The organism is Proteiniborus sp. MB09-C3, from assembly GCF_030263895.1.
Classification (GTDB): Bacteria; Bacillota; Clostridia; order Tissierellales; family Proteiniboraceae; genus Proteiniborus.
In genome coordinates this window covers 2,368,132-2,380,018 of sequence record NZ_CP127161.1, presented here as the reverse complement: position 1 = coordinate 2,380,018, position 11,887 = coordinate 2,368,132, and the positions used below count along the sequence as shown (strand labels likewise).

Sequence of the window (11,887 nt, the reverse complement as noted above, 5' to 3'; positions counted from 1 at the left end):
CCTTTACTTAATTATTTTAACAATAACCTTATTTCTATCTTTTTTTGTTTTTCCCAAAATTCTACTTACTTTCATTCTTCCAAAACCACGTACTGAAATCAAATCATTTTCATGAACCTCTCTAGATACTGCATCTATTGTCTGCCAGTTTACTTTAACAAGACCACTTTTTATAAGAGTAGAGCTTTTTTCTCTTGAAAGATTCAGTATAGCACTTATAAATGCATCTAATCTGAAAGAAGATATAGTTATATTTTTTTCTACAAATTCCTCTTCTACTTCTACTAATTCAGATGTTTCTATCTCGGTAATAAATACTGACTCTTTATTAATCATTTCTAAATTGTATTTTATGTAGTCAGAAATTTCCTTAAAGGTAATTATATTTCCATAATTCTTATGGATTAAAATATCACCTATTTTTTCTCTCTTTATTCCTAAACTCATTAATGCACCTAAATAATCCCTATGGGTTAACTCTTTGAATTTAAAACTGCCATCAATTCGGAGTGCCTGTATTGGCGATTCAACATCATTATTATTCATATATCTAGGATACATTATGATGGATTTTCTTTCAGAGCTTTCCAGTCCTCCCTTTTCAAAAAAAGAAACTTCATTAAATCTATTTATAAATGAATAGCATAGTTTCCTTTGATATGGATCTAAAAAGTCTGTATATTCTATAGAATGATTTTCAACTACTCTTTCTAATTTGTCGATTACCCTTCTCAAGACTAAGTGTTGATCTTTATCTTTAATATGGTCTAATAATGCAGTCTTATCAATAATCATCATTAGTCTACCATAAAATTGTATTTATAATAGTAGATAAAAAAGATAAAAAGAGGATAGCCAAAAGAGGAGAAAAGTCCATCATTCCTGTATCAATTTTTAATTTCCTCAAAAGTTCTCTAAAGGGTAATAAAATAGGCTCTGTAACTTGAAAAACAAATGAGGTTATAGCATTATTAGTATCCCTTACAATAAAAGATAAAATAGCTCTAATGAATATAAGGGTTTCGATAATATAAATTAATTTCTCTAAGGCTACCTTTAATACTGTCAAGCTTTTCACCTCTTAATTATTTTTGCCAAGGAAATATTCCTTTGTTCTTTAGTTCTTCTTTCAATCTTGAATCTATTTCTACATTACTAGGTGCTAATATAAATATATCCTTAGAAACTTTTTGAATATTACCATCTAAAGCGTATATTGCACCATTCAAAAAATCGAAAATTTGCTTTTTAGGCTCTAATTCCATTTCTTCTAGATTAAATACTACTATTTTTCTGTTTTTTAAATCTTCAACCATTTTAGGAGCCTCTTCATATTTTGTAGGCTCATATACCACAAGCTTAATATTATTGTTTGTATGAATATTTAAAACTCTATTTTGCTTATACATGCCTTTTTGTAAATCTAATTCAATTTCTTTATTGCTTTCAACCTGTTCATTTTCAGGTTCTTCCATATCATCTATACCAATTATATACTTAACCTTATTTAAAAATTTATTTGCCATATCAGCCATTTTTTAATCCCCCTTATATAATCTTTTTCCAAAAATACCAGTTCCTATACGTACAATATTTGCGCCCTCTTCTAAAGCAATTTCATAATCATTTGTCATACCCATAGATAAATATTTCATGTCAATATTAGGTATATTGAGTTCTTTAATTTTTTCAAATAAATTCTTTAAATCTCTAAATACAAATCTTACTTCTTCAGGGTTTTCAACATAGGGTGCTATAGTCATCAAGCCCTTTACTCTTATTCTGCTAAAATCTCTAATTGATTCAATAAATGGAATAACTTCCTCTTTTTTTAAACCAAATTTAGAATCTTCTTCGGCTATATTTACTTGAATTAAAACATCTACAGAAATATTATGCTCTTCAGCCCTTTTTTGAATTTCTTCGGCTAAACTCATTCTGTCTAGGGAATGTATCATGCAGACCTTGTCAATAATATATTTTACTTTGTTGCTTTGAAGATGCCCTATCATATGCCATTTTACATTTGAATTTATTTTCTGGTATTTGTCTTGGATTTCCTGTACCTTATTTTCACCAATATCTGTTACTCCAAGTTCAATAGCTTCGTTAATCCTATCAACATCTACAGTTTTAGTCACAGCTACCATTATAATGTCATCAAAACTTAAGCCTTTTTTAGCCATGATGCTATTCACTTTTTCCTTAATTATGTTAATGTTATCTCCTGTATAAATCTGTAACCCCTCCCTATGTTAATTAATTATAAGTCCTTCTTTAATTTTACTCCCATTAATAAATACCTCATCGAACATTTTTACTGTACTAAATTGTTGGGTTTCACCATTGATATTTAGCTCTATAAGGCTATAGTTCCCAACCCCTTCACTTACAATAGTATGCTCGTCATCACTAGTTAATATTTTTATAGGTCTAAATTTTACTATTCCACTAATGTCTTTAATATAAACACCCTTTATTCCATCTTTTTCAGTTATGGATTTATTTGGTATCATCAATCCCTCAAATGTATTCTTAATTATTTGAACATCTAAATATCTCTCATTGTAGTATTCATGAAAATACTCTGTTAATTTCAAAATCATAAAATATTTATCATTTTCTTTAGCAAGTTTAACTATTCTAGAAATTATTTTTTTATCTCCATTGTTTATCCTTATGTATATTATCTTTCCTTCTTCAAGCTTGTCCATATCTTTCGCATCAATTTCTGTCATCATATACCATGTAAAATTATTAATGATTTTATAGACAGGCTCTCCATACTTAACCTCTTTTTTTTCTGCTAAATCAGTTTTGTTGACCTCAATAATCCTAAAATCACTCGGTTTATACTCATCAATTTTATTTACTGTAAAAATATCTTCCAGTCCATCCAGTTCGTAGCTTACTATTCCGGCTTTAGAAGAATAACTGATAATGTCTGAACCTTCCATATTCTTGATTATCTGATTTTTCTTTTCCAAAAGACTATCAAGGCTTTGTGACATAAGATTTTTTTGACCAGTAACTAAATGTTGCTTATCAATACTGCCTAATAAAGTGTCTTTATAAATAAAAGCCTCAGTATAATTACCGCTTAAAACGCTGTTTTGAAGCTCATCAATTATCATATCGATATTGTCATGAATTTTTTCTTTGTCTTTATTCAATATATCCTTACCTTTTGATGTTTTTTTCAATATTTCTATCTGTTTATCCAACTCTTCTAACTCTTTTGAATAAGAACTGCCATCTACTCTATTAATCTTAGCTACCTGTATTCCTCTGCCTACTTTTTCACCTTCTTGCTTTAATAGGGATACGGAGCCTTGAACCTCTGATTTATAGACAAACTCGTCCTTTAAAATTATAGCTTTAGAAGAAACAAACTCTTCTATAGTTCCACTATTAGCAGTTATTGTCTTGAGATTCGTTGTGGAAAACACGGGAATCATTCTAAAAGCAAGGTATGAAGCTACTATTATTATTAGGCTATATCTAAATTTTTTACGTTTAATTCTTTTTTTTTTCTTTCTTCCTGCGACATCTAACCACCTCTTTGTCTATATTAATTCTTCAAATATTCTTTTTTTCCTTCAAAATGAATACAAAAATTATCCTTTTATTTTGGCATTTTCTGCAGATAATAAAAACTATTATCTAAAAAAGCTGCCATATTTACTTATTATTTTAATCTTTCTAATTTTTTCTACATCAAAGCTCTTTACTTCATCTTGATGTGTCACAAGCAAAAGTTCTTTTTTCTTAGTTTTTGCCCCAATCACTATCCCATTCACTCTATTATTATTTAATAAAACAACACTTATTTCATCACCTGATTTTAACTTTACACCACCTATTGAAAAAATTTTCATATCAGTCTCATCTATATGCTCCTGAGTAACAGACTTTTTACCTAAAACAATTATATTATCGTTTAAGTAAAGTTTTTCTTTTATAACCACTAGTATATAGCCAATTATACTTACCATAAAAAGCATAAATAAAATCAGTATAATATCATATAAAAACATTAACAGTACCTGCTTTCTAATGATTTTCTATAAAAAGTATATCACAAATTACACTACTAGGAAATATGTAGATTAAATTGATACTAAAAGACTAGTCATGTTATCGGTATGATATGGTAGTAATATTGGAACAAAAAATAATCAAGTTAGCTTTTTGATAATTCTTGTGCTATAATTTAATTTGTCAGCAAAACATAAATTCTTATAGCCTTGTCATGTACAAGGTTACTGCTAATAAATATTTCGGGATGTAGCGCAGCATGGTAGCGCACAAGTCTGGGGGACTTGGGGTCGCAGGTTCAAGTCCTGTCATCCCGACCAAGCTACATTTGTGTATGTTAAGATAACGTTGGTAAATAGCCATTTATGTTTTTTTGATTCGGATATGTTTTGATACATCTTGCTAAAATTGACACGAATAATAGTATCTAGTTTTTCATTATGTAAAGATTTATGATACGATTAAATTACGTCATAAAATTAGGGGCTAAGGTTTGTAACCTTGCCCCTAACTTTATATTATGATACAGATTAGCCCTCCGCTTGCATCGTTTACTATTCTCTCTAAAGTCCTCTGCATTTTGCTTCTAGCATCTTCTGGCATCATATTAAGTTTACTTTCTAGTTGTTCTTTTACTAGATCATGTAAAGATTTCCCAAACATATTTGATTCCCATATCTTTGATGGATCACTTTCAAATTCATCTAATAAATATTTTACAAGCTCTTCACTTTGCTTCTCAGTTCCTATTATAGGGGAAACTTCAGTAGTTAGATCTGCCCTGATAAAGTGTAAACTTGGTGCCATAGCCTTTAATTTGACTCCAAATCTATTACCCTGCTTAAATATTTCTGGTTCAGCTAAATCTAATTCTTCTAGACTAGGAGGAACTAACCCGTATCCAGTAAGCCTAGCATCACTTAAAGCTCTTTCAACCTTGTCAAATTCTTTCTTTGCTTTAGCCAAGCCTGTTACTAATCCTAGCAATTGATGCTCGCCTTCAATTCTATATCCCGTTAGTTCATTTAGGATATGATAGAACAGTTGGCCATCAACATTCATCTCAATATTTGCTACCCCTTCTCCAAGCTCAATACCCTTAATCTTAACAGCATTTATTATATCAAGCTCGCCAAATCTGCTTACAGCATAGTTTATTTCGCTGAGCCTTTGAAGATTATGAACTATTTCTTTAATTGAGCTAAGAATTGTATTTTTAACCCAATGATTTTTTGGCAATCCCTCAATCCATTGCGGAAGATTGATATTTATTTCTTTTATTGGGAATTCTAATAATACCTTTTCAAGTATCTTATTTATCTCTTCCATTTCCATGTTAAGACAATCTACAGCTATGACTGGTACTTTGTACTTCTCCTCTAAATTCTCTCTCAAAGCTATGGTACTATCTAGCTCTGGATGTCTTGAGTTAAGAAGTACAACAAATGGTTTCTCTAACTCCCTAAGTTCACTAATAACCCTCTCTTCTGCTTTAATGTAACTAGATCTATCAATATCTGTAATTGAACCATCTGTTGTTACTACAATCCCTATTGTTGAATGATCAGTAATTACTTTTCTAGTTCCTATTTCAGCTGCTTCTTCAAATGGAATTTCCTTTTCATACCATGGAGTTGTTACCATTCTAGGTATATTATTTTCTTCATGGCCTAAGGCTCCTTTAACTAAATAGCCAACGCAATCTACCATTCTTACTCTAAATTTCACATTGTCTTTTAATGTCAATTCTACTGCATCCGTAGGTACAAATTTTGGTTCTGTCGTCATTATAGTTTTTCCTGAGCCACTCATAGGTAGCTCATCATTTGCTCTTTCTTTTTTAAATTTATTGTCTATATTGGGCACAACTAGTTTTTCCATAAATCTTTTTATAAAAGTAGATTTTCCTGTTCTAACTGGACCAACTACTCCAATATAGATGTCGCCATCAGTTCTTTCTGAAATATCTCTGTAAATATCATACTTATCCACTTAACAAGCCTCCTTTACAAAATAATAAAAATATATATTTATCTCTTTATAGCCGTTTACTCGCTACAAAGATAAACATAGATTCTAGAAAAACAAAGACCTTTTAGTTATATATATGACTCTAGAGTTAAACATTATGACATGCCAATAAAAAAAAGACATGCGATTCGCATGTCTTTACCAAAGGAATTGATCCTCATTAACTATATCTTCTATTTCATGAGTCTTATCCCTAAGCATCAGGTTAACAACAGAATTTTTTACATTTGCCCCTTCATAAAGAACCTTAAATATTTCTTCTGTAATAGGCATAATGACACCATATTTTTTAGAAAGCTGATATGCTGCTTTAGTGGTTTTTATGCCTTCCACTACCATTCCAATGGATTCAGTGGCTTTCTCCAGGCTATAGCCTTGTCCTATTAGAATTCCTGCTCTTCTGTTTCTGCTATGCATACTTGTGCATGTGACAATCAAGTCCCCTATTCCAGATAATCCTGCAAAGGTCATCTTGTTAGCACCCATAGCTTCACCAATTCTAGCTATTTCGACAAAGCCTCTATTCATCAGTGCAGCCTTTGTATTATCCCCATATTCCAGTCCATCTGATATTCCTGCACCTAGAGCTATTACGTTTTTTAATGCTCCACCTAATTCTACTCCTATTACATCTGGATTAGTATATACCCTAAATTTAGGAGTCATAAAAACATCTTGAATGAGCTCTGCTACAGCCTTTTTTGCGGAGGCTACTACAACTGTAGTTGGTATATCTCTGGCAACCTCTTCTGCATGAGATGGCCCTGATAAAATAGCATATTCCGCATTAGGCAGCTCTTTTTTTACTATTTCAGAAATTCTCAGCAAGGTATCTATTTCTATTCCTTTTGCTACATTAACTATAATAGGTTCTTTACAAGTGTGATTTCTTATTGCTCTCATAGTTTCTCTAACTGCGTGAGAAGGGACTGCTGAAACTATTATCTTTTTGTTAGAAACTGCCTTAGTTATATCGTCTGTTGCATTTATATTATTAGGTAATAGAATCCCCTGTAAATACTTCAAATTTTCTCTTGCAATGTTGATTTCATCACACTGCTTCTTATCTCTTAACCATAAATCTATATTATAGCCTTTTTTAGCAAGTACAATAGCTAATGCTGTACCCCAGCTACCTCCCCCAAGTATACAAATATTCTTCAACTTTAGTTCACTCCTTGTTAAATCGCTTTTTTCCCTAATTTTGATTCATTTCCGTTAATTAATCTTTTTATATTACTTCTATGCCTGAAAATAGCCATAGCCACTAATAATAAAGAAAAAATAAAGAAATATAAATCAAAAGGTCTGACCATGACTACTATTAATATTGGTAATAAAGATATGGCTGTAATAGAGCCTAATGAAACATATCTAGTTTTAATTACAATTACTAGTCCAACAATAATGCATATTAAAGCTATTTGATAGTTAATAGTTGTAACTACACCTATCGTGGAAGCAATTCCTTTACCACCTTTAAATTTCAATAGTATAGGCCAGTTATGACCCACCACTACAGAAATTCCTCCAATTAACCCTCCCACATCTCCTAGTATTAATCTGCCAATAATTACTGCCAGAACACCTTTCAATGCATCAATAACAAATGTAGCAGCAGCTAATTTTACCCCAAACACTCTTAAAGCATTGGTAGCACCTGCATTGCCACTTCCATGCTTTCTAATGTCGGTTTTCTTAAAAAGCTCTCCTAATATATAGGATGTGGCAAAATTACCCACCCCATAGCCAATGAATATAACAGCTATGATACCAGACAAGATTACTCCCCCTTCTCTCCCTTTTCTCGAAATTCAAATTGAATAGGTGTTCCTTCAAAACCGAAGGACTGCCTAATTTGATTTTCTAGATACCTTGCATATGAAAAATGCATAAGTTCTTCGTCATTAATAAATATGACAAACTTAGGTGGTTTAATACCTACTTGCGTACCATAATATATTTTTAGTCTTTTCCCCTTATCTGAAGGCGGTTGATTCATTAGTACTGCCTCTCCAATAATGTCATTTAAGGTACCCGTTGATACTCTCATCGAATGGTTATTTGAAACTACCTTTACTAAATCTAATAGCTTATCAACTCTTTTACCAGTCTCAGCCGAAATGAAGATAATTGGAGCATAGCTCATAAAAGACAATATTCTTTTTATATCTTCTTCAAATTTTAAATAGGTGTTTGTCTCCTTTTCAATCAGATCCCATTTATTTATTGCAATTATAGCTGCTTTTCCATTGTCATGAGCATAGCCTGCGATTTTTGTGTCCTGTTCAGTGATTCCCTCTACAGCATCTATTACTATTATGGAAACATCCGCTCTTTCTATTGCAGTAAGTGATCTCACTACACTATATCGTTCTATATTTTCATTTACCCTCTTTCTTTTTCTCATTCCTGCTGTATCTATAAATACATATTCATCTTCTCCATGAGTAAAATATGTATCTATTGCATCCCTTGTAGTACCTGCAATATCGCTAACAATTACTCTTTCTTCACCTAATATTTTATTAATAAGTGATGATTTTCCTACATTAGGTTTACCAATTACAGCGACCTTAATGACATCTTCATTATATTCAACATCCTTATCTTCTGGAAAATGCTTTACAACTTCATCTAATAAATCTCCAAGACCTAATCCCTGCCCTGCAGAAATAACAATTGGAGTTCCTAATCCTAATTCATAAAATTCATAAATAGTATCTGGAGTTTTTGGAGTATCTATTTTGTTAACGACTAACACAACTTCCTTCTTAGTTCTCCTAATCATATCAGCAACTTCTCTATCTGTAGCAGTTATTCCTTCTAATCCATCAACTATAAAAAGAATGACATCGCCAGTTTCTATTGCCATTTCAGCCTGTCTTCTCATTTGAGACATTATTACATCATTGCTTTTTGGCTCAATTCCGCCTGTATCTATCATAGTAAAATATTTGTTTTGCCATTCTCCCTCTGCATATATTCTATCTCTGGTAACGCCAGGCATATCTTCAACAATAGATATTCTCTTTCCAGCAATTTTATTAAAAAGAGTGGATTTACCCACATTTGGTCTTCCAACAATTGCAACTATTGGTCTTGTCATTTTAGCACCTCATCTCATTTTTAAAAATATCAACGAACTTTTCGCCGTCAATATCTGATATTATAATCCTTGTATTTAAGCTGTTTTCAATATTAGCTACTGTGATGTCATCCAAGAATACTTTCTCTCCACTTTTAAGCATAGAGCTCGGAATAATTAGTCCATCCTTTATTTCGCATGTTTTTAATTGATTAATTAAGTCTCCACCAGTAACTAGTCCTGACACCGTAATTTTTTCCCCAAAAAACTCATTAATTATTGGGACTACATTTAAATTAAGCCCATCTATTTTTGCCATAACCATACTAGCTATTTCCTTGATAAAATCATAGGACAGTGTTCCCGTAGCAATAGTAAAACTCCTATCTAAGACTAAGTTCTCTTTAATATCCAAAAGAGCTTCTTGAACTTCACAATAAAAGGATCTTATTAGACCTACTCCATTTTCATATTGGGGAAATCCCTCATAATCCTCATATTCAAGAACTGGCTTCTTAGCTAAAATATAGAATTCATCTGAAGCAAAAACAAATCTAGTTCCTATATCCTTTAAATATTCTCTTTCTTTATTGTGAATAAATTCTATAAGCTCATTGGCAGTTTCATAATCATATGTGCTCAACTGGCTTAATCCTTCTCTATACTTTGTAAGGCCAACAGGTACAACTGCAACACTAGATATATTGGGATAAAGGTATGATAGGTCTTTTAAAGTTTTATTAAGATTATCTCCATCGTTGATACCAGGTATAAGAACTATTTGGCAATTCATTTCTATTCCTGCATCACTAAATCTTTTTAGAATATCATAGACTTTTCCTGCATTTTTGTTATTTAACATCTTTACTCTTAGCTCTGGATCTGTAGTATGTACTGATACATTAATAGGACTTAATCTATATCTAATTATTCTATCTATTTCTTCATCGCTAAGGTTTGTCAATGTTATAAAATTACCTTGTAAAAAAGATAATCTAGAATCATCATCTTTAAAATACAAAGTCTTTCTCATTCCCTTTGGAAGCTGATCTATGAAACAAAAGATACATTTATTTTTACAATTTTTTGCTTTATCAATAAGGGGATTAGTAAAAGTTATACCTATATCTTCGTAAAAATCTTTTTCAATTTCAATATCCCATAGCTCCCCATCTTTTTTTTGAATAGTTAGAGTTATGAAATCATCTGTAATTAGATACTTATAATCAATAATATCTGTAATCTTATTGTTATTTATTGAAACAAGTATATCTCCTGACTCTATTCCCAGTTCTTCAGCTATGCTGTTTTCATCCACATTATCAATAATATTTTTCCCATCGTAATAGGTATTAACCTCATAATTATTTACTTCCATAATATCTCCTTCTAAAATAATAAAATTTAAACATAGCACTATTATATTAAACTATATTATTATACCTAATTTTAGTACCTAGTATTAATATTATATCATGATTATTTAAACATTCCATATATTCTTCAATAATTATAGCATAATCCAGCTTATTGTGCTTAATAATAATTGTACAAATAAATAAAGGCATAATGAATATTCATTATACCTTAGATTTAATGTCTAACTATCACTAAACATCCATTTTCTAAGTCATGCACCATGCCAGTTGTAATCTTTGATATTACTAAAGCTACCCTCTTTTGTTCCTCAGTATTCTTAGCATAAAAGGTAGGGACGTTTCCTCCAGAGACTACTTTTTCATCTATCGTTATTATTGCTAAAATATTATCCTTTATTCCAATATCCATGTTCCTACTCCTTTAATCAGCAGCCTTTCTCCCAATATAGGACTGTAAAGGCTTGCGTTTTGAACTTTCTAGAACTAGAGTTTTCTTGATTGCTTCCACGAGACATTCGACATCAGGCTCAAGTGCAACTATTACCATGACAACGCTTCCTGTATGAGGATTTCTTCTTGCTATTGGAGTGAAATCAGGTTCATCCACGTCCTTCCTTAATCCTAAGAGAACGGCCGCATTATGGACTATTGCCTGCCTTTGACCTATATTGGCAAGTGTGCTGATTCCATCTTCATCATGTGGAATTATTTCGGCAGCTATTCCATTTTTTAAGTATATCTCTCTAGAGGCTTCAAGCCCGATATTTATGATGGGTATATCATTTATTAGTAGTGTTGCTCCATTAAACGATATGGCTGCAGGCTTTACATTTGCAATTTCTTCTACAATTTGCCTTGATATAGCTCTATTCAATATATAAAATGTAATTATTCCTGCAACAATACCTCCAATCATTGAATAAGTTTTTGGTAATTCAATTTTAAACAATATATAGATTACAATACTTGTAATTAAGGACACAAGCATTGTAACATAATTTCTTGCCTCAAAAGCTTTTGCTATGTCTTCAATGTATGCTGTTCCTCTTTGAACTAGCTCTGTAGGTTCAATATTATCTAAGCTTTGCCTTTCGATGCTTCTAACATCTCTAAATTGTTGAGCTGCAAGAGATAAAAAAGTAAATGCTGCAAATTCATTCGAAACAATTGCAGGAACTGCTACTGATCCAAGAGAAGCAGCTATCATTCCAAGGGTCAAATGAGATAAAACACCTTGTGGATAGCTTGGATACTGCCTATAATCAACTCTTAGCATGGAGGCTCTAGACAAAAATCCTACGACAATAGCTGGCACTATTATAAAACCATATTTAAACAATTACTCACCTAC

At 31.5% G+C, this 11,887-nt stretch carries 13 protein-coding genes and 1 tRNA gene; 1 reads left to right on the top strand and 13 read right to left on the bottom strand.

The features are described 5' to 3' along the window. Positions 1–3: 3 nt before the first annotated feature. The 6 genes from QO263_RS11535 to QO263_RS11510 all read right to left on the bottom strand — a co-directional run bounded on the left by QO263_RS11535 (position 4) and on the right by QO263_RS11510 (position 4,037). Positions 4–795, bottom strand: a complete 792-nt coding sequence (locus QO263_RS11535; RefSeq protein WP_285621461.1) for a YlmH family RNA-binding protein — start codon at positions 793–795, stop codon at positions 4–6. Positions 796–802: 7 nt separating this feature from the next. Then, positions 803–1,069 (bottom strand): YggT family protein, encoded by a 267-nt coding sequence (locus tag QO263_RS11530; RefSeq protein WP_285621459.1) that lies wholly within the window; start codon positions 1,067–1,069, stop codon positions 803–805. Positions 1,070–1,085: 16 nt separating this feature from the next. Next, the gene (locus QO263_RS11525; RefSeq protein WP_285621457.1) at positions 1,086–1,535 is read right to left on the bottom strand and encodes a cell division protein SepF; all 450 of its coding nucleotides are present in this window, start codon (positions 1,533–1,535) and stop codon (positions 1,086–1,088) included. 3 nt (positions 1,536–1,538) lie between these two features. After that, entirely contained in the window at positions 1,539–2,210 is a 672-nt protein-coding gene (locus QO263_RS11520) for a YggS family pyridoxal phosphate-dependent enzyme (protein WP_352169734.1), read from the bottom strand. 45 nt (positions 2,211–2,255) lie between these two features. Next, positions 2,256–3,449: a biotin/lipoyl attachment domain-containing protein gene (locus QO263_RS11515; protein WP_502928666.1), complete on the bottom strand. Its 1,194-nt coding sequence runs from the start codon at positions 3,447–3,449 to the stop codon at positions 2,256–2,258. Between the two features lie 210 nt (positions 3,450–3,659). Next, positions 3,660–4,037: a hypothetical protein gene (locus QO263_RS11510; RefSeq protein WP_285621455.1), complete on the bottom strand. Its 378-nt coding sequence runs from the start codon at positions 4,035–4,037 to the stop codon at positions 3,660–3,662. 244 nt (positions 4,038–4,281) lie between these two features. On the opposite strand from QO263_RS11510, the gene QO263_RS11505 reads away from it, so the two are divergent. Next, a tRNA-Pro gene (locus QO263_RS11505) sits at positions 4,282–4,358 on the top strand. A 193-nt stretch (positions 4,359–4,551) separates the two neighbouring features. Here the strand turns inward: QO263_RS11505 and spoIVA are convergent. The 7 genes from spoIVA to QO263_RS11470 form a co-directional block, all read right to left on the bottom strand. Then, a complete protein-coding gene (spoIVA, locus tag QO263_RS11500) occupies positions 4,552–6,030 on the bottom strand; it encodes a stage IV sporulation protein A (RefSeq protein WP_285621453.1) in 1,479 nt (492 codons plus the stop codon). Between the two features lie 177 nt (positions 6,031–6,207). Beyond that, the gene (locus tag QO263_RS11495; RefSeq protein ID WP_285621450.1) at positions 6,208–7,233 is read right to left on the bottom strand and encodes an NAD(P)H-dependent glycerol-3-phosphate dehydrogenase; all 1,026 of its coding nucleotides are present in this window, start codon (positions 7,231–7,233) and stop codon (positions 6,208–6,210) included. A gap of 17 nt (positions 7,234–7,250) precedes the next feature. Beyond that, a complete protein-coding gene (plsY, locus tag QO263_RS11490; RefSeq protein ID WP_285621447.1) occupies positions 7,251–7,850 on the bottom strand; it encodes a glycerol-3-phosphate 1-O-acyltransferase PlsY in 600 nt (199 codons plus the stop codon). A 2-nt stretch (positions 7,851–7,852) separates the two neighbouring features. After that, the gene (gene der / locus QO263_RS11485; protein WP_285621444.1) at positions 7,853–9,178 is read right to left on the bottom strand and encodes a ribosome biogenesis GTPase Der; all 1,326 of its coding nucleotides are present in this window, start codon (positions 9,176–9,178) and stop codon (positions 7,853–7,855) included. A gap of 1 nt (position 9,179) precedes the next feature. Continuing rightward, entirely contained in the window at positions 9,180–10,535 is a 1,356-nt protein-coding gene (locus tag QO263_RS11480; RefSeq protein WP_285621441.1) for a DUF512 domain-containing protein, read from the bottom strand. 215 nt (positions 10,536–10,750) lie between these two features. Continuing rightward, positions 10,751–10,945, bottom strand: coding sequence for a capping complex subunit for YIEGIA (locus QO263_RS11475; protein WP_285621438.1), 195 nt, complete (start codon positions 10,943–10,945; stop codon positions 10,751–10,753). Positions 10,946–10,957: 12 nt separating this feature from the next. Further along, positions 10,958–11,875: a YIEGIA family protein gene (locus QO263_RS11470; protein ID WP_285621436.1), complete on the bottom strand. Its 918-nt coding sequence runs from the start codon at positions 11,873–11,875 to the stop codon at positions 10,958–10,960. Positions 11,876–11,887 lie beyond the last annotated feature (12 nt).

Excerpts from the sequence above, each read along its gene's own strand:
- QO263_RS11525 (WP_285621457.1), bottom strand. The coding sequence starts at position 1,535 with ATGGCTGATATGGCAAATAAATTTTTAAATAAGGTTAAGTATATAATT.
- QO263_RS11475 (WP_285621438.1), bottom strand. The coding sequence starts at position 10,945 with ATGGATATTGGAATAAAGGATAATATTTTAGCAATAATAACGATAGAT.
- QO263_RS11480 (WP_285621441.1), bottom strand. The coding sequence starts at position 10,535 with ATGGAAGTAAATAATTATGAGGTTAATACCTATTACGATGGGAAAAAT.
- QO263_RS11510 (WP_285621455.1), bottom strand. The coding sequence starts at position 4,037 with ATGTTTTTATATGATATTATACTGATTTTATTTATGCTTTTTATGGTA.
- QO263_RS11535 (WP_285621461.1), bottom strand. The coding sequence starts at position 795 with ATGATTATTGATAAGACTGCATTATTAGACCATATTAAAGATAAAGAT.
- der (WP_285621444.1), bottom strand. The coding sequence starts at position 9,178 with ATGACAAGACCAATAGTTGCAATTGTTGGAAGACCAAATGTGGGTAAA.